Below are 16,657 nucleotides of genomic sequence, written 5' to 3'. Positions count from 1 at the left end.
GGCGCGCCGGCCCTGGGCTGGCGCGCTGGCCGTAACATTAGGCGGCCACGGGTGTTAGTCAAGGTGGGGATGGTCAAGACGGGCCCGTCCCCTGGCCGCCGCCGTGGGGCACGGCCCTGGCCGGGATCAAGCCGTCCCCGCCGTGGCACCCGGCAGCACGCCGACCGCCGGACCGCCAACCGGCCGGGCCGGGCGCAGCGGGCGCGACCACCGGCCGGACACGGCACGATCGACACCGGCGGCCACGACCTGGAAGCAATGGTCGGCCAGCGCCTTGCGGGAACTGAAATCCTCAAGCGACACCACGGGGTGGAACTCCACCCGGATACGCAGGCGCCCGGCGCCGATCATCTGCCACAGGTGGGGCGGCAGTTCCATGTCGCCGTACCAGGCGTACAGCGGCCGCAGCTCGTGGCCCAGGGGCAGGCCGTCCAGATGGGTGCAGACCACGCTGACCGGCTGGACCGCCACGGGATGGCCGTTCACCTGGGTGTTCGCCACGGCGAACAGCGCCGTCTTGAACGGCAGGACACGGTTGCCGTCGCTGCTGGTGCCCTCGGGAAACAGCACCAGGCTGTCGCCGGCGACCAGGCGGCCAGCCATGTCGTCGCGCTGCTTGCCAGCCTCCCGCCGGTTGGCGCGGTTCACGAACACCGTGCGCTGCAGCTTGGCCAGCAGGCCGAACAGGGGCCACATCCCCACTTCGGACTTGGCGACGAAGGAGCAGTCGAGCACCGAGCCCAACACCGGGATGTCCAGGTAGGATGAATGGTTGGACACGAACAGGGTGGGCCGGCCCACTGAGCGCTCACCCACCACGTCCACGTCCAGCGCCAGCATCAGCCGGCAGCAGACCCGATGGTAGAAGCGGGGGAAGCGCGCCTGCCCCGGCAGGTTCAGCGACACCAGCGCCGCCTGCACGGGAATGCACAGGAAGGTCCACGCCAGGTAGAGGGCCAGGCGCAGGGAACCGGCACGGGGGGAGCCGATCGCCATGGAATGCCCTCCTCCGGATACAGGTGACGCGGACAGGATCAGATCATGGCCGACCCGCGCCGCTCATAATGGCGCAGGTATTTGTCGGTGATCATGTCGGTCTTCACCACGATGGAAACGTCCGTGGTGTTGAACTGATGGTCGACCACGGCGCCATCGCCGACGAAACCGCCGAGACGCAGGTAGCCCTTGATCAGCGGCGGCACCAGGGCCAAACCGCGGCGCGCGTCCACGTCGTGTTCCGCCATCAGGCGCATGTCGACATAGCGGTGCGGCAGGGCAACCGGGCGCAGGGCCGGCGGGGCCAGGTGGTGGTAGTGCAGATAGGACAGCGGCAGGGCCAAGGCCTTGGGGTCCGTCCCCGGCAGGCTGGCGCAGCCGAACAGCAGGTGGATGTCGTGCATCGCCACATAGGCGGCGATGCCGCGCCACAGCAGCTGCATGGCGTGGCGGCTGCGATAGGCGGCGTCAACGCAGGACCGCCCCAGCTCCAGGATTTCGCCCCGGTACTCTTCCAGGCGCGCGATGTCGTATTCGTCGCTGGAGTAGAAGGAGCCGGCGCGGGCCGCGGCGGACCGGCGGATCAGGCGGTAGGTGCCGACCACCCCGGCGGCGCCGGCGCCCCGGGCATGGTCGATGACCAGCAGATGATCGCACAGCGGATCGAAGTCATCGAAATCGCGGCGCAGGCGCGCCATTTCCGGCGTGGGGTGCGCTTCCATCTCTTCATAGAAGACTTGGAAGCGGACGGCCTGGGCGGCCTCAACCTCGGCGTTGGTCTCGGCGAGGCGGACCTCCAAGCTACCCATGCGCAGGTCGCCAGAGGTCAGAGCGTCGATCGTGATGTCAGCCATGCTCTCGTTCGCGGTCCTTGAGCGGCGCCAGAGGCGGTCGCGATTTACATGTTGCGTTTCCGTCCGAAGCCTAGGCTTGCGGCCCCCCGGAACACGCTTCCGTCACTGGCATACCACAAAGCGACGCGGGGCGGTCAACCGAGTCATGCGGGACACCCCCACCGGGTCATGAAAGATTCACGCGACGCTTCCGAGAGGAAACGTCCGCCCCGATGTCGCCAAAGCTGTGGTAGGCATGTCGCGCCCGGGGAGAGGGCGGCGCGGACGAGGCGGGCCGGCGGCCCGGGATCGACCGCCGCCCCTGTGACGATGACTCCCCGCAAGGGGCTCCCGATCGTCCCCGCGCCGGTACCGCGCGGGGAAGCGTGGCCTCGGTCAGGCGTCGCCGCGCGCCCGGGTGCCCAGGCCGATTTCCTTGGCCAGGCGGGAGCGCTGCTTGGCGTAGTTCGGGGCCACCATGGGATAGTCCGTGGGCAACGACCACTTCTCCCGGTATTCCTCCGGCGTCATGTCGTAAGCGGTCTTCAGATGGCGCTTCAGCATTTTCAGCTTTTTTCCATCCTCAAGGCACACAATGTATTCCGGGGTGACCGACCGTTTGATCGGAACGGCGGGCTGCGGCTTTTCCACCGTGGCCGGCTGTTCCTGCCCGATGTTGGTCAGGGTCCTGTAGACCTGTTCGATCAGCGCAGTCAGGTCGGCAGGGGGCACTGTATTATTGGAGACGTGGGCGGAAACAATTTCCGTGGTCAGGGACAACAACTCACTCGCCGCGGACGAACCGGTCATTTTCCTTACTCCAAGGATTCAGTACCTAACTTATATAAGTCTAAACCTTAGACATGGCAATAACGTTCAAAGTTATCGCGTGAGGACAGATTGATAACCGATACAGACGCGCTCAGTCTTTTGGATATAACTACCCAGGTTTGCCCTATTACCTTTGTGAGAGCCAAGCTTGCGGTGGAAAAGCTCAAGTCAGGGGAAACGCTGGAAATTCGCCTCAACAGTGGCGAGCCGTTGCGGAACGTTCCCAGGTCCTTGGCTGAACACGGCTATACAGTGGTGATGTGCGGGCCGGAGCGGCGTGATCAACCCGAAGGCGTGCACCGTATACGTGTAATAAAATAATACACTGTCGCGTTTTTTGTTTCTGGGGCTGAGCCTATCCGCTCAAGGGCGCCCAGTCGTATCCTGGGGCACGTCCAGTGTGCTCCGCAGCAGCATCGCCGCCACCGACTGGCCGCCCAGATGGTAGTAATTCGCCCGGCGTCCCACAGGTTCAAATCCGGTGGCGGCGTAAAGATGGCGGGCGGCCGTATTGGTTTCCGCCACCTCCAAATATAGCGCCAGGGCGCCAGCGCCGGCCGCCGCCTGGGCGCAGGCGCGAACCAGGTCGGCCCCCACGCCCCTGCCCCTGGCGTCAGGCGTAACCCCTATGGTCAGGATCTCCGCCTCATCCACCACGGTGCGGATCAAAGCCATGCCCAGGGGCATGCCGGGAGACGGGTCCCCGTCCAGCGCGATGAGCGCCGCCACGCCCGGCAGAGCCATCAGATCGGCGATGGCCCGCGCCGACCAGGCGGGACCGGCCACGTCGGGATCGGCGAAGCACTGTGCATGCACCGCCGCCAGAACCTCGACCTCAAAGGGCGTGGCCAGCCGGACGCGCCTGTCCATCACCGGGGCGCCCCGGGGGCGACGGTGACATCCGGCGGACGGATGTAGAGCGGGTGGGCCGGGTGGGCCGCCAGGGCGGCGGGCGTGGCCAGCGCCGTCATGCGCGCCACCGCCTGGGCGGGACCGGCGGCGCTGAGCGGAACCACGGAATGGTCACAGCCGGCGGCCGTCAGAACAGCGGCGACGGCGGCGACGGCATCCCCCAACAGCAGGGGTGGACCGGGCAGAGCGGCGACGAAGCGGGGAAGGTCCGCCGGCAGTACCGCTTCCGGCTGGGTCAAGGGCAGCCCAGCGGCGTCGAAAGCCTGGAGGTAGAAGTCCTCCCGCCGGCTGTCGATAGCGACCAACAGGGGGGCGGCCAGCAGGGGGGCGGGGGGACCCAGCGGCGCGGCCCCCTCCCCCCGGCCCAGGCCGTGCACGGCGGCATGGGCGAAGGCGTCCAGGCCGGTGACACCCATCAGCGGCCGATTGGCCGCCAGCGCCAGACCCCGCGCCGCCGCCAGGCCCACCCGCAGGCCGGTGAACGCCCCCGGCCCGACGGTGACGCCGTAGCGGTCGACGGCGGCGTAATCCAGGCCCGCCTCGGCCAGCACCTCATTCACCAGCGGCAACAGCCGCTCCGCCTGGCCCCGGGCCAGCGCCTCCGCCCCAGCGGCCAGCGGGGCCGACTGGCCGGAGCCCATGTCCACCGCCCATACGGCCACGGCACAGGCGCTGGTGGCCGTGTCGATACCCAGCGCGATGAGGCGTCCCGTCGCGGCGGGCGGCATGCTAGACAGGGTCATGCGGTGATTTCCCCTGAAGAAAAGAAGCAGCGAGCGACCATGGCGCCCACCGGCCCCCTTGGACAAGCCCACAGGTTCGTGACCATCGACCCACGGACGGGGTTCGACGTCGACCTCGACCTTCGCTATGCCACGGCCGACAACCTGACGGGAAGCCCCCTATACGCCCGGCCGATATGCCTGTTGCATCCGGCGGCCGCCACCTGCCTGACCCACGCCATCGGGCGCGCCCGGGCGCTGGATCTGCGCCTGCGGGTCTTCGACGCCTATCGCCCGCCGCAGACGCAATGGGCCCTGTGGCGGGCCCTGCCCGATCCGGTGTTCATCGCCGATCCACGCGTCGGCTCCAACCACACCCGGGGCGTGGCGGTGGATTTGACACTGGCGCGGGCCGATGGAACGCCGCTGGACATGGGAACGGGGTTCGACGACATGAGCCCACAGGCCTATCACGCCGATGAAACCGTTTCGGCGGCGGCGCAGCGCAATCGCGCCTTGCTGCTGGGCATCATGGCCGTGGCGGGATGGACGCATTACGCGTCGGAATGGTGGCACTACCAGCTGCCAGACGCCCCGCTTTACCCGCTGGTGGACGATGGCGCGCTGGGGCCGCGCCTGACGGCCTGAATCCCCGGGACCCAAACCGCCGGGCGCGACACCCGGCCACGGCGGGCTTATACCAGCGGCATGAGGTTCTGACCCATGCCGCTGCAGGACGCGACCGCGTCCGCCGGAGCGAGCACCGGAGGGCGGAGCGAGGAAGCCAAGGCCACGGATGTGGCCGCCCGGCGTTTGAGGGGCATTTGAGCGGTGACGATCAAATGCTGTTGGTTGGCATCACACGATGCTGCAGGCTTCCTCGAACGCCAGGCGCGGCAGGCGGGGGAAGACTTTGGCCGGGTCGCCGTAGCCAAGGTTGCACAGGAAGTTGGACTTCACCGTGCTGTCGGGGAAGAAAGCGGCGTCCACCTTGGCATTGTCGAAGCCGGACATGGGGCCACAATCGAGGCCCAGGGAACGGGCGGCCAACATCAGGTAGGCGCCCTGCAGCGTGCCGTTGCGGAAGGCCGTGGTGCGGGCGAGTTCCTCGCTGCCGGTGAACCAGGATTTGGCATCGGCGTGCGGGAACAGACGGGGCAACTGGTCATAGAAGGCCAGGTCATGGCCGATGATGGCCGTGACCGGCGCCGTCATCGTCTTTTCCGTGTTGTTGCCCGACAGGGCAGGCTTCAGGCGTTCCTTGCCCTCCGCCGACGTCACGAAGACGATGCGGGCGGGGCTGCAGTTGGCGCTGGTGGGGCCGAACTTGAACAGGTCGTAGAGATCGCGGAGCAGCGCTTCCGGCACCGGCTTGTCGATCCAGCCGTTCTGGGAGCGGGCGTTGCGGAACAGCAGGTCCTTGCCTGCCTCGGTCAGGGGTTCGCTCATGGGTCCGGTTTCCTGCTTCTGATTTTCGCCTGTGCCGTCCCGGGCTGGAGTCCAGGTTCCCGGGGAACGCGCCCGAGCATGGCGGGGGTCGGTTGACACCGCAAGTGTGCCGGGGTCGCGCCCCCGGGAAAATCAAGAAACCGTCAAGCGTGCGTGCGCGAAAAGTGGCTTTCAGCTCGCGCGCTTGACCTGAACCACGATCTGTTCCGGCTCGTTGTGCAGCACGGCCTGATCGAAGTCCCGCAGGCTGTTGGTGCGGATCAGCGAGCGGAGCGACTTCACATACACCGGCCCCAGCTCGGAATAGCGGTCCAGCGTGGTCAGCAGCAGCATAGTGTCCAGTGGCTTGCCCTGCTTGCGCAAGCTGGCGCGGGTGGCGCGGAATTGACCGTAGGCGTCGTGGGTGTTCAGGTTCTGCATGTAGACGCGCACGCACTCCAGCAGGTCCTCGAACTTGCGGAAGCGCGAGGTGTCACCCGCCCGGCGGTTGCGGGGGGTGATGCCCTCCTTCTCCTCCTCCGACCAGGTCAGCTGGCCGAAAAGGGCGTTGCCGTGCAGGGCGAAGCGCGAGGTGCCCCAGCCGCTTTCCTCCGCCGCCTGGGCCAACGCCATGGACACCGGCACCACGTCCACTCGGCGCAGCAGCGCGTCCAGGTCGATCTTGCGGCTGGGATCCATGCCATAGCGGGCGGCCAGCCGGGCCACCCACACCTGGTCCACCGGCGACAGGGACGCGCCCATGAGGGACGCGCCCGTGGCGGCACCGGTCCCCTGCTGGGGGTCGACCGCCTTGCCGGCCGGCGGCTGCACGTTCAGATGCAGGGTCGCGTCCACCACCTTGCCACCCGTGAGCGTGCCGCCCTGGGGGCTGGCGCTGGCGGAGACGTCGGCGGGCGCCGCCGTCGGTGCCGGGGCAGCACCCTTGGCGGCGGCGGGAACACCCTTCACGCTGTCACGCAACGCCGTCAGGCGGGCGCGATCACGCTCGATCTCCTCATTCACCAGCAGCACCAGGGGCAGCATGGTGTTCACGAAAATCTGCTTGCGGTCGTCGACGCTGTCCATTTTGCCCAGGTCACGGGGCAGGCCCGCCAGGACGATGCGGGGCACGGAACGCTCGCCAGTGCGCACCTCGTCCAGCGTGAAATTCTTTTCCTTGAACAGGGCCAACAGCTTCTGAGCGTCCAGCTTGGGCGTTACCGCAACAGGCTGTTGCACCTGGGCCACGACCTCGGGGGCCGGACGCTTCACCGGAATGATAAAGGAGGTAGGCGCCAGAAGCGGACCGCTTCCGGAAGCCAGCTCAGAGAGGGTTAGCGGGAAGACCGCGAAGACCATCACGAGCACGGTACCAATAGCCAGCCAGCGCTGCGCGGGGATCCCCGCAGTGTCGACTTTCGCCATTAATGAATGCTCCGAACAGTTACTGAGGAACGTCCGGACGCCCGCCCCATTCGATCGCGTCCCCTGGGCAGGGACATAGGGCGATCGGGGTACGCGTCCATGGGACGTTTTTGCCACCGGAAATCAAATCCGGGATAATCCGTTCAGCCACGCCCAATGGGCCCGCCACTATGTGGGCCATTCTCCAGGCCGGCATGGCTGCACGGTTCACACTTACACCGTCGGGGGGACCTGTGTCTGTCGGTCCCCATTCCCCATCGGGTGCCGCCCACCAAACATCCTTGTTCCCCGTCTTTCACGGGGGGTGGGCGGGGGCATACTAGCGGGCTGCGCGAACTTCGACAACCTCGGGAATGTAGTAACGCAGCATGTTTTCGATACCGGCCTTCAATGTGGCCGTCGAACTGGGGCATCCCGCGCAGGATCCCTTCATGTGCAGGTACACCACACCCTTGTCAAAACCGTGGAAAGTGATGTCCCCGCCATCCTGGGCCACCGCCGGACGCACGCGTGTGTCCAGCAATTCCTTGATCTGGGCGACGATCTCGGAATCTTCTTCTTCACCAACGGCATGGCCGTCTTCCGCGTCATCCAGCAGCACCGGCCGCTCCGCCGCGAAATGCTCCATGATGCGGCCCAGGATCTGGGGCTTCAGCGTGAACCAATCCTGGGCGCCACCCTTGGTCACGGTGACGAAATCGCCGCCCAGGAAGACCCGTTCCACGCCATCGACGTCGAACAGCGCCTGCGCCAGGGGCGAGCGGTCGGCGGCCGTCTTATCGGCAAAGTCAGCCGTTCCCCGCGCCAACACCTCCCGACCCGGAATGAACTTCAAGGTGGCCGGATTGGGGGTGTCTTCGGTTTGGATGAACATTTGGAAAACCTTGAAAGACAATACGAAATGCAGATCGGAAATACGGCGGCGTGCCGTATCTGCACCAGCATTTTAGCCAAAATGGGGCGACTGTCCGCCAATATCAAGGCGGCAAGCGACAGACCCGGTCTGCGCGACCCCGCGGCGTAACTGGCACGGCCACGGAACAAGCGGCCAAACACCCCGGAATCCGGCGGAATTAGTGCTCCTGACCCCCTGATATCGCCGCCACGATTGCGGGTGGTGAACGTCTTTTAAAAACCGATGTTTTCAAAAACGAAACGACCCGCCACCCGCTTTTAAAGCGTCGGGGGCGGACTTTTGAAATGGGCTTGGCGGCGGCCCCTGCGATCAGGTGATCGCATCCAATTGCAGATCGTTCAGCGAGCCGGGGACGATGGTGATGGGGATGCGCAGGGTGCCTGACATCTTGCCCACGATATGGGTGATGAGGGGGCCGGGGCCGGCGGTGTCGGTGCCGGCCGCCAGCACCAGGATGGAGATCGACGGTTCCTCGGCGATCAGGGCCAGCAACTCGTCGCGGGTGTCGCCCTCGCGCAGGTAGATCGCCGGGGGAGAACCGCAGATGTCGACCACGTCGCGGGCCAGGCGCTGCAACAGTTGCTCCGCCTCCTCCCGCCGCTCCTGGCGCATCAGGTCCTCCACCGCCGCCCAGTGCTGGAAGTCGCCCGGCTCGATGCAATGCAACAGCGCCACCCGCCCGCCGGTGCTGCGGGCGCGGCGCGCGGCATAATGCAGGGCGACCGTCATCTCCTCCGTCTCATCCACCACCACGAGGAAGATGCGCTGCGGGCCGGCCGGGGTCAGGTCGGGGCCTGGCGCGACGCCCGCCATTGGGGACGGGATGGGGGTCGGATCATCAATGGACATGGGACGCGGCCCCCCTCTCTGCCGGGACGTGGAACGGACGGATGGCGGCCGACCCGAATGTCAGCCCTTGCGGAACACGGTGCCGGCCAGCCACCCGGCCCCCACCGCCAGCAGCACACCCAGCAGGCCGTAAATCAACCCGTCATGCTGGGCGAAATCGAAAATATCGGCGGAGAACCCGATCTTGCTGACGGCCAACGGCGTCGTCTGCGCCCCCACCACATCCTGGTCGCGGATGAGGAAGACGCTGACGGTGTAGAGCCCGATCGGCACGTTCGCCGGAAAGCTGATCGAGGTCCGGAACAGGCGCTGGCCCAGGAACACCACCTCCCCCACTTCCGTGCCGTACAGCCCCTCGCGCTGTTTGTTGCGGATGAGGGCCGCGCGAAATTCCGCCACCGTGGCCGCATCCGCGTCGGCGCGGGGCAGCATGCGCAGATGATCAAGCCCGATTTCGTGGCGTTGGGCAACCGCCGACGGCAGCAGCGCGTCCAGCGGCTTATTGCTGGCGACGCCATAGAACCCTGGGACATGTGTGAATTTCAGGGTTTCATTGTTGATCCAGATGCCGGCCACGCGGTCCTTGCGCCGCACGGTTTGCGCCGTTTCCGGCCCCTCGATCACCACGGCGACGTCGCCCGGCTGGTCGATGGCGCCGAACAGCACCACGTCGGTGCCGGTGAAACCGGTGGTGATGGCGATCAAGTGGCTGGAGAGGTCCGCCACCAACGTCTGTGCCCGGACCGGCGTTGAGACCGCCAGCAGTGCCAGCACCGCCATCACCCCCGACCAGCGCCTCATGGCCTGGGCCCCGTGCTGGTGATGGAATAGAGGTCATCGGGCGTCAGCACCAAATCCACCGCCAGCTTCACCGCCACGCCCAGCACGGTCAGGGCCAGCAGCGCCCGGGCCTGTTCGCCCTTGAGATAGCCGCTGGCGCGTGAACCGAGCTGGGCGCCGATGACGCCGCCCACCAGCAGCATCATCGCCAGAAGGATGTCCACCGTGTGGTTGGTGGCGGCCTGCAACACGGCGGCCACGCCCGTGGTCAGGATGATCTGCAACAGCGAGGTGCCGGCCACCAGCGTGGTGGGCATGCCCAGGATGTAGATCATGGCCGGCACCAGCAGGAAGCCGCCGCCGATGCCCATTATGGCCACCAGCACCCCGCCGACGAAGCCGATGCCCACCGGCAGCAGCACGCTGATGTACAGGCGTGAGCGGGGGAAGCGCATCTTGAACGGCAAGCCATGCAGCCAGGTGTGGTGGTGCAGCTTGCCCCGGCTGGCGCCCCCCTTGCGCCGGCCGCGAAACACGGCCCGCACGCTTTCCATCAGCATCAGGCCGCTGATGCCGCCCAGGAAGATGACATAGGACAGGGAGATGACCAGGTCGATATGGCCCAGACGCTGCAGCATGCCGAACAGCATCACGCCCAGCACGGTGCCGACGATGCCACCGGCCTGCATCACCAGGCCCAGCTTCACGTCGACGTTGCGCTTGCGCCAATGGTACATGACGCCGGAGACGCCGGCACCCACCAGCTGGTTGGCCTGGGTGCCCACGGCCACCGCCGGCGGCACGCCGATGAAGATCAGCAACGGCGTCATGAGGAAACCGCCGCCCACGCCGAACAGGCCGGACAGGAAGCCGACCATGGTTCCCAGGCCCAGAACCCAGAAGACGTTGACCGACATCTCGGCGATCGGCAGATAGATTTGCATGGGACCCTTAAGGCGTGCCGGCCACAGGGTCAACTCTACCTGAGTGGCCGGATGCCGGCCATGGGCGTCACCGCCGAAATTCCAGGCCACACCCCGCTGTGTCAGCAGGGCAACAGCGGCACGGGGTCAATCCCATGCCGCCGCCACTGGGACGCTTACGGGCGCAGCAATCCCACGATGTCCTTGACCTCCGCCATGGTCCGGGCCGCGATCTCATTGGCCTTGTCGGCACCCTTGCGCAGGATCCGGTCCAGTTCCGCCGGATCGGCCAGCAGCTGGTTCATCTTGTCGGTGATGGGCGACAGCTTGGCCACCGCCAGATCGCACAGGTCGGCCTTGAAGGCGGAGAAGGTGGCGCCGGCATGACGGGACAGGGCGTCCTGCTTGGCGATGTTCTCCAGCGCCGCGTAGATGGTGATCAGATTGTCGGCCTCTGGCCGCTTGGCCAGTTCCTCGGTGGTGGCCGGCAGCGGTTCCGGGTCGGTCTTGGCCTTGCGGATCTTGAGCGCGATGGTGTCGGCGTCGTCCGTCAGGTTGATGCGGCTGTAATCGGATTCGTCCGACTTGCTCATCTTCTTGGTGCCGTCGCGCAGACTCATCACCCGGGTGGCCTCACCCAGGATCTGCGGTTCCGGCAGGGGGAAGACATCCTTGTCGTAGAAGCGGTTGAAGGCGCCGGCGATGTCACGGGCCAGTTCCAGATGCTGCTTCTGGTCCTCGCCCACCGGCACGTGCGTGGCCTTGTACAGCAGGATGTCGGCGGCCATCAGCACGGGATAGGCGTACAGGCCCAGCGCCGCCATGTCGCGCTGCTTGCCCGCCTTCTCCTTGAACTGGGTCATGCGGTTCAGCCAACCCATGGGGGTGTGGCAGGAGAAGATCCAGGCCAGTTCCGCATGCCCCGACACGGCCGACTGGTTGTAGATCAGGTTACGATCGGGATCGATGCCGGCGGCGATGTAGGCGGCCGCCACGGCCCGAATGTTCTTCGTCAGCGTCGGCGCGTCCTGCGGCAGGGTCAGGGCGTGCAGATCGACGACGCAGAAGATGCATTCATACTGGTCCTGCAGATCCACCCAGTTCCGCAGCGCGCCCAGGTAATTGCCGAGGTGAAGCAGGCGGGTCGGCTGCATGCCGGAAAAGATGCGGTTCATGGGGGTGACCTTGCAGGGAAGATAAAACCGGGATGGGAAGGTAGGGCCCCACCCCTACCCCGGTCAAGCCGGCCCGGACCACCGTCCGGGCGACCCTTATTTGCGCCGACGGCGCAAGCGCGCCGCGAAATCCGAGATCACCACGCCGCGCAGCGCCACCACCGCCACCCCATAGGCCGTCAGGCCCGCCATCACCAGTGCCGCCAGGGCCGGCACCCGCACCCAGACCCGGTCCACGAAATAGGGATCCAGCACCTGGGCCAGGGGCGCCAGGCAGGCCACCATCACCAGGCTGGCCGCCAGGATGCGCGGCGCGCGGGTCAGCAGCTGGCGGTCCAGGCGCAACCAGCTCCGCCGGACCAGGGACAGGGACAGCAGGGTGATGTTGCCCCAGGCGGTGATGGTGCTGGCCAGCGCGATGCCCAGATGGGCCAGCGGCGTGAACAGCGCCAGGCCGGTCGCCAGACCCATGTTCACCGCCAGGGTGGCGATGGCGATGCGCATGGGGGTGCGGGTGTCCTGGTGGGCGAAATAGATGGCGGTCAGCACCTTGGACGCCACATAGGCCGGGATGCCCGGGGCATACATGGCCAGCGCCAGCGCCGTCTGATGCGCCTCGGCCAGGCCGAAGCGGCCGCCATGGAACAGGGCCTTGTAGATGGGCTCCGGCACCACGCCCAGGGCGAAGGCCGCCGGCAGGGCCAGCAGCAGGCCGAACTCGATGCCGCGGCTGACATGGTGGTCGATGGCGTCGCGCTCCCCAGCCTGCACATGGCGGGACAGGGTGGGGAGCAGGGCCGTGCCGATGGCGATGCCGATGACGCCCAGCGGCAGCTGGTTCAGCCGGTCGGCATAATAAAGGTAGGAGATCGACCCCGAAGGCAGCAACGAGGCGACGTGGGTGCCGATGATCAGGTTGATCTGGATGACGCTGGCGCTGATGGCGCCCGGCACCATCTGGCGGAACAGGCGGCGCAAGTCCGGCGTCAGGCGCGGCCAGGTGATGCGCAGGCTGACCCCCGCCCGGTGGCAAGAAACCGCCAGCCAGATCATCTGGACCATGCCGGAGATGGTCAGGCCCCAGGCCTGGCCCAGATTAGCCTCCAGATGCAGCCAGACAGTAAGACCCAAGGCCGCGATCATGCAGATGTTGAAGGCGATGGGGGCGGCCGCCCCGGGCGCGAAGCGGCCCAGGGCGTTCAGCACACCGGTCTGCAAGGCGGTGATGGAGATGAAGATCAGATAGGGGAAGGTGATGCGGCCCAGATCCACCAGGCGGGTGAAATGGTCTGGCTGGTCGGCATAGCCGCTGGCGAGGCCCAGCATTACCCAGGGCATGGCCATCATCACCAGGGCGGTGACGGGCAGCAGCACCATGACCATGAAGGACAGCGCCTGATCGGCGAACTGGTCCGCCGGCCCCCGCCCCCGGGCCTTGAGATCGGCCGAGTACATGGGCACGAAGGAGACGGTGAAGGCCCCCTCCGCGAACATGGAGCGGAAATAGTTGGGCAGCCGCTGGGCGACGATGAAGATGTCAGCGGACACGCCGGCACCCAGGACCCAGGCGGTCAACAGGTCACGGAAGAAACCACCGACCCGGGAAATGAGGGTGAGGCCGCCGACGGTGGCGGTAGCGCGGGCGAAGCTCATGGTTCCCGGGCATTATAGGAAAACGCCGGACGGTGCCAGCCCCGATGCTCGGGGCGTCCCTTTGTCACCATGCCGATCGTGCCGGACAGGCGGGTCCGGCCCTCACTCGGCCGCCGCCGCCGTGGACCGCCGCCGCACGGGCTTGGCCTTGGTCTGTTCCACCACCGGGTCCGGCTCATCCAACACGGCCAGCAATTCCGTGCGGATCTGGGTCAGCTTGGCCTCGTGCGCCACCTTCAGGCCGAAGATGTCCTTCACATAGAAGACGTCGACCGCGGCGTTGCCGTAGGTCGAGATCTTGGCCGAGGCGATTTGCAGGTTCAGCGCCGTCAGCGCCCGCGTCAGGTCATACAGCAAACCCGGCCGGTCACGGCCGTTGACCTCAATCACCGTGTAGCCGGCGCTGGCCTTGTTATCGACCAGCACGCGCGGCGGCACGCGGAACACCCGGGTGCGCGACGGCAGGCCGGAGGACCGCTTGGCCAGTTCCGGCGCCAGCTTGATATCCCCGGCCAACGCCTTTTCCACCGAGGCCCGGAGCCGGGCCAGCTTGTCACCCGCGTCGAAGCGGCTGCCGTGGGGGCCGGCGCCCTGCAGGGAGAAGACGTCCAGCGCCATGCCATTGGTCATGGTGGTGATGCGGGCGTCGACGATGTCGCCACCGGCCAGCGCCATGGCCCCCGCCAGGCGGGAGAACAGGCCGGCATGGTCGGCGGTGTAGATCGTCACCTCGGTCACCGACCGGCCGGGGTCATAGCGGGTCTCAATGGTCAGCGGCGCCTGCCGCGCCTCCGCCTCGTGGATCAACCGGGCGTGTTGAGCCAGGGTCGGCGGGTCGAAGGCCAGCCAGTAGTTGGGATAGCCCAGCGCCAGTTGGTGATCGACGTCGGCCGGGGCCCAGTCCGTCAGTTGGCCACGCAAAGCCGCCTGGGCGTTGGCGATGCGCCGTTCCCGCCCATCGGCGCCGACGACGCCGCCGGACATCATTTCCTCGGACCGCCAGTACAGCTGGCGCAGCAGGGTGGCCTTCCAGTTGTTCCAGCGGCCGGGACCCACGGCGCGGATGTCGGCCACGGTCAGCACCAGCAGCAGCTTCAGCCGTTCCGGCGATTTCACGATGTCGATGAAGTCGCGGATCGTCTTTTCGTCATCCAGGTCGCGCTTGAAGGCGACGATGGACATGGTCAGGTGCTGGCGCACCAGCCAGGCCACCGTCTCCGTCTCCTCCTCCGTCATGCCCAGGCGCGGGCAGAGCTTTTCCGCCACCTTGGCGCCGAGGATGGAATGGTCGCCACCCCGCCCCTTGGCCACATCATGCAGCAGCAGGGCCACCGACAGGGCGCGTTTGGAGCTGATGGTGTGGATGACCTCGCAGGCCAGCGGCACCTCGTCCTTCAGGGTGCCCTTCTCGATGTCGTGCAGGATGCCCATGGCGAACAGCGTATGCTCGTCCACCGTGAACATATGGTACATGTCGTATTGCATCTGGGCCACGACCCGGCCGAAATCCGGCAGGAAACGGCCCAGAACGCCCGCCTCATTCATGCGGCGCAGCGTGACCTCGGGATCCTTGCGTGAGCCCAGGATTTCCAGGAACAGGCGGTTGGCCTCCGGGTCATTACGGACCTTGGGACCCAGGGAGGACAAGGACCGCGCCAGCGCGCGCAGGGCATGGGGATGGATGTCCAGGTTGTGCCACTGCGCCACACGGAACAGCCGCACCATGTCCACCGGATTGTCGCGGAAATGACGTTCGTCGCGGATGCTGAGGCGGCCATTGTCGAGGACGAAGCCTTCCAACTCGCTGGGCTTCAGTCGCCGCAGGAAGGCGAAGCGGGGTGGCCGCTGGCTTTCCTGTTCCAGGGTGGCGCAGAGGATACGGGTCAGGTCGCCCACATCCTTGGCCATCAGGAAATAATGCTTCATGAACCGTTCGACGTCGCTGGTGCCGACATGGTCGGTGTACCCCAGCCGCCGGGCCATCTCGCCCTGGACGTCGAAGGTCAGGCGGTCCTCCCCCCGACCCGTCAGGTAGTGCAGGTGGCAACGGCAGGTCCATAGGAAGTTCTGCGCCTTGGCGAAGCGCTGCGCCTCCTCCGCCAACAGCACGCCGTTGGCGACCAGATCCTTCACCTTGTCGACCTTGTAGACGTACTTCGCGATCCAAAACAGGGTCTGGAGATCGCGCAGGCCGCCCTTGCCCTCCTTCACGTTGGGCTCCAGCACATAGCGGCTGTCGCAGAACTTCAGGTGGCGGCTGTCGCGCTCGGCCAGCTTGGCCTCGATGAAGGCCGGGGCGGTGTTGGCCACCACCTCCTTGGCGAAGCGCTTGCGGAACTCCGCGAACAGCTTCTCGTCGCCATAGAGGAAGCGGGCTTCCAACAGGCTGGTGCGAATGGTGATATCGGCCAAGGCCTGGCGCACGCAGTCGTCCGCCGAGCGGACGGCATGGCCGACCTTCAATCCCATGTCCCACAGCAGGTAGAGGACGTATTCCACCACCTGTTCGATACGGGGCGTGCGCTTGTAGGGCAGCAGGAACAGAAGATCGACGTCGGAGAAAGGCGCCATCTCCTTACGGCCATAGCCGCCAGTGGCGACCACGGCGAAATGCTCGCCCCGCGTGGGGCCGGCGGTGGGAAACACCCGGTGCAGGGCGAAATCGGCCAGGGACACGACGATGGCGTCGGTCAGCGCCGTGGCCTCACACAGACAGACCTCACCCCGGCCGCCGCTTTCCAGTCGCCGGCGGATAAGGGCGCGGCCCTGGTCCAGGGTCTCGCGCATCAGGGCCAGGATGCTGGCGCGCAGCGCGTCAGGCCGCAGGTCCCCGTCCGCCAGGTTGGCCAGACGGGTGGTCAGCACCTCGGCCGTGGGCAGGGCGTCGGTCGGGGCGACGTCCTCATCCAAAGCGGGCACGGCGGACTTGAGCTTGGTCATGGCGGACATGGCGCGGCGGATCTCTGGCAAAGCCGCGGTGGGTGCACCCGCCGGGCGAACAACGTCCAGGGTCGGGGCGCCAACAGCGCGGGTCCCGGGACGGACGGGGAGTATGGCACAAACTTTTTCCCACGCATCACCCCATGCGCGGGCTGACGCCTTGCCTAGCCGTTTGCCCCCCGACTCTTTTTGCTGTCCGGCCGCCTTCTCGGCGACCAGTGCGGTGTCACCAGGCCCCGATTTCCCGGCGGTTCCATCCTTGCCCATATGTCCC

The 16,657-nt window shown here is 66.8% G+C and carries 16 protein-coding genes; 2 read left to right on the top strand and 14 right to left on the bottom strand.

What is annotated here, in order from left to right:
• Nucleotides 1-126: 126 nt before the first annotated feature.
• The 3 genes from FHS74_RS27305 to FHS74_RS27295 form a co-directional block, all read right to left on the bottom strand.
• The gene (locus FHS74_RS27305) at nucleotides 127-996 is read right to left on the bottom strand and encodes a lysophospholipid acyltransferase family protein (RefSeq protein ID WP_184807424.1); all 870 of its coding nucleotides are present in this window, start codon (nucleotides 994-996) and stop codon (nucleotides 127-129) included.
• 38 nt (nucleotides 997-1,034) lie between these two features.
• The gene (locus FHS74_RS27300; RefSeq protein ID WP_184807423.1) at nucleotides 1,035-1,850 is read right to left on the bottom strand and encodes a GNAT family N-acetyltransferase; all 816 of its coding nucleotides are present in this window, start codon (nucleotides 1,848-1,850) and stop codon (nucleotides 1,035-1,037) included.
• Nucleotides 1,851-2,225: 375 nt separating this feature from the next.
• Nucleotides 2,226-2,639, bottom strand: a complete 414-nt coding sequence (locus tag FHS74_RS27295; RefSeq protein ID WP_184807422.1) for a Ros/MucR family transcriptional regulator — start codon at nucleotides 2,637-2,639, stop codon at nucleotides 2,226-2,228.
• A 90-nt stretch (nucleotides 2,640-2,729) separates the two neighbouring features.
• On the opposite strand from FHS74_RS27295, the gene FHS74_RS27290 reads away from it, so the two are divergent.
• On the top strand, nucleotides 2,730-2,981 hold the full coding sequence (locus FHS74_RS27290) for a sulfurtransferase TusA family protein (RefSeq protein ID WP_211106587.1): 252 nt from the start codon (nucleotides 2,730-2,732) through the stop codon (nucleotides 2,979-2,981).
• 42 nt (nucleotides 2,982-3,023) lie between these two features.
• On the opposite strand, the gene FHS74_RS27285 is transcribed toward FHS74_RS27290, so the two are convergent.
• Both FHS74_RS27285 and tsaB read right to left on the bottom strand, forming a co-directional pair.
• Nucleotides 3,024-3,530: a GNAT family N-acetyltransferase gene (locus tag FHS74_RS27285; protein ID WP_184807421.1), complete on the bottom strand. Its 507-nt coding sequence runs from the start codon at nucleotides 3,528-3,530 to the stop codon at nucleotides 3,024-3,026.
• Complete coding sequence (gene tsaB / locus FHS74_RS27280; protein ID WP_246463407.1) at nucleotides 3,530-4,315, bottom strand: tRNA (adenosine(37)-N6)-threonylcarbamoyltransferase complex dimerization subunit type 1 TsaB; 786 nt, start codon at nucleotides 4,313-4,315, stop codon at nucleotides 3,530-3,532. The genes FHS74_RS27285 and tsaB overlap by 1 nt, the downstream gene beginning before the upstream one ends.
• A 78-nt stretch (nucleotides 4,316-4,393) precedes the next feature.
• On the opposite strand from tsaB, the gene ddpX reads away from it, so the two are divergent.
• Nucleotides 4,394-4,942, top strand: a complete 549-nt coding sequence (ddpX, locus tag FHS74_RS27275; protein ID WP_343067056.1) for a D-alanyl-D-alanine dipeptidase — start codon at nucleotides 4,394-4,396, stop codon at nucleotides 4,940-4,942.
• A gap of 210 nt (nucleotides 4,943-5,152) precedes the next feature.
• On the opposite strand, the gene FHS74_RS27270 is transcribed toward ddpX, so the two are convergent.
• The 9 genes from FHS74_RS27270 to FHS74_RS27230 all read right to left on the bottom strand — a co-directional run bounded on the left by FHS74_RS27270 (nucleotide 5,153) and on the right by FHS74_RS27230 (nucleotide 16,383).
• Nucleotides 5,153-5,743: a malonic semialdehyde reductase gene (locus tag FHS74_RS27270; protein ID WP_184807419.1), complete on the bottom strand. Its 591-nt coding sequence runs from the start codon at nucleotides 5,741-5,743 to the stop codon at nucleotides 5,153-5,155.
• A 171-nt stretch (nucleotides 5,744-5,914) separates the two neighbouring features.
• Nucleotides 5,915-6,961, bottom strand: a complete 1,047-nt coding sequence (locus tag FHS74_RS31230; protein ID WP_184807418.1) for a glucosaminidase domain-containing protein — start codon at nucleotides 6,959-6,961, stop codon at nucleotides 5,915-5,917.
• 505 nt (nucleotides 6,962-7,466) lie between these two features.
• Nucleotides 7,467-8,021 carry a NifU family protein gene (locus tag FHS74_RS27260; RefSeq protein WP_184807417.1) on the bottom strand — a complete coding sequence of 185 codons (555 nt, stop codon included), beginning with the start codon at nucleotides 8,019-8,021 and terminating at the stop codon, nucleotides 7,467-7,469.
• 351 nt (nucleotides 8,022-8,372) lie between these two features.
• A complete protein-coding gene (locus FHS74_RS27255) occupies nucleotides 8,373-8,912 on the bottom strand; it encodes a universal stress protein (protein WP_343067055.1) in 540 nt (179 codons plus the stop codon).
• Nucleotides 8,913-8,972: 60 nt separating this feature from the next.
• Nucleotides 8,973-9,713 carry a TIGR02186 family protein gene (locus FHS74_RS27250; protein WP_246463406.1) on the bottom strand — a complete coding sequence of 247 codons (741 nt, stop codon included), beginning with the start codon at nucleotides 9,711-9,713 and terminating at the stop codon, nucleotides 8,973-8,975.
• A complete protein-coding gene (locus tag FHS74_RS27245; protein ID WP_184807416.1) occupies nucleotides 9,710-10,636 on the bottom strand; it encodes a sulfite exporter TauE/SafE family protein in 927 nt (308 codons plus the stop codon). The genes FHS74_RS27250 and FHS74_RS27245 overlap by 4 nt, the downstream gene beginning before the upstream one ends.
• Nucleotides 10,637-10,791: 155 nt before the next feature.
• On the bottom strand, nucleotides 10,792-11,790 hold the full coding sequence (trpS, locus tag FHS74_RS27240) for a tryptophan--tRNA ligase (RefSeq protein WP_184807415.1): 999 nt from the start codon (nucleotides 11,788-11,790) through the stop codon (nucleotides 10,792-10,794).
• A 96-nt stretch (nucleotides 11,791-11,886) separates the two neighbouring features.
• Nucleotides 11,887-13,443 (bottom strand): murein biosynthesis integral membrane protein MurJ, encoded by a 1,557-nt coding sequence (gene murJ / locus FHS74_RS27235; protein WP_184807414.1) that lies wholly within the window; start codon nucleotides 13,441-13,443, stop codon nucleotides 11,887-11,889.
• Nucleotides 13,444-13,545: 102 nt separating this feature from the next.
• Nucleotides 13,546-16,383, bottom strand: a complete 2,838-nt coding sequence (locus FHS74_RS27230; protein WP_425491382.1) for a [protein-PII] uridylyltransferase — start codon at nucleotides 16,381-16,383, stop codon at nucleotides 13,546-13,548.
• Nucleotides 16,384-16,657: the final 274 nt, after the last annotated feature.

Source organism: Nitrospirillum iridis (assembly GCF_014205765.1).
Taxonomy (GTDB): Bacteria; Pseudomonadota; Alphaproteobacteria; order Azospirillales; family Azospirillaceae; genus Nitrospirillum; species Nitrospirillum iridis.
Note: the sequence above shows the minus strand (reverse complement) of the source record. Positions and strands in the feature narration are given on the sequence as shown.

Excerpts from the sequence above, each read along its gene's own strand:
- FHS74_RS27230 (WP_425491382.1), bottom strand. The coding sequence starts at position 16,383 with ATGACCAAGCTCAAGTCCGCCGTGCCCGCTTTGGATGAGGACGTCGCC.
- FHS74_RS27270 (WP_184807419.1), bottom strand. The coding sequence starts at position 5,743 with ATGAGCGAACCCCTGACCGAGGCAGGCAAGGACCTGCTGTTCCGCAAC.
- FHS74_RS27245 (WP_184807416.1), bottom strand. The coding sequence starts at position 10,636 with ATGCAAATCTATCTGCCGATCGCCGAGATGTCGGTCAACGTCTTCTGG.
- tsaB (WP_246463407.1), bottom strand. The coding sequence starts at position 4,315 with ATGACCCTGTCTAGCATGCCGCCCGCCGCGACGGGACGCCTCATCGCG.
- trpS (WP_184807415.1), bottom strand. The coding sequence starts at position 11,790 with ATGAACCGCATCTTTTCCGGCATGCAGCCGACCCGCCTGCTTCACCTC.
- FHS74_RS27260 (WP_184807417.1), bottom strand. The coding sequence starts at position 8,021 with ATGTTCATCCAAACCGAAGACACCCCCAATCCGGCCACCTTGAAGTTC.
- FHS74_RS27255 (WP_343067055.1), bottom strand. The coding sequence starts at position 8,912 with ATGTCCATTGATGATCCGACCCCCATCCCGTCCCCAATGGCGGGCGTC.
- FHS74_RS27295 (WP_184807422.1), bottom strand. The coding sequence starts at position 2,639 with ATGACCGGTTCGTCCGCGGCGAGTGAGTTGTTGTCCCTGACCACGGAA.
- murJ (WP_184807414.1), bottom strand. The coding sequence starts at position 13,443 with ATGAGCTTCGCCCGCGCTACCGCCACCGTCGGCGGCCTCACCCTCATT.
- FHS74_RS27285 (WP_184807421.1), bottom strand. The coding sequence starts at position 3,530 with ATGGACAGGCGCGTCCGGCTGGCCACGCCCTTTGAGGTCGAGGTTCTG.
- FHS74_RS27250 (WP_246463406.1), bottom strand. The coding sequence starts at position 9,713 with ATGAGGCGCTGGTCGGGGGTGATGGCGGTGCTGGCACTGCTGGCGGTC.
- FHS74_RS27305 (WP_184807424.1), bottom strand. The coding sequence starts at position 996 with ATGGCGATCGGCTCCCCCCGTGCCGGTTCCCTGCGCCTGGCCCTCTAC.
- FHS74_RS27300 (WP_184807423.1), bottom strand. The coding sequence starts at position 1,850 with ATGGCTGACATCACGATCGACGCTCTGACCTCTGGCGACCTGCGCATG.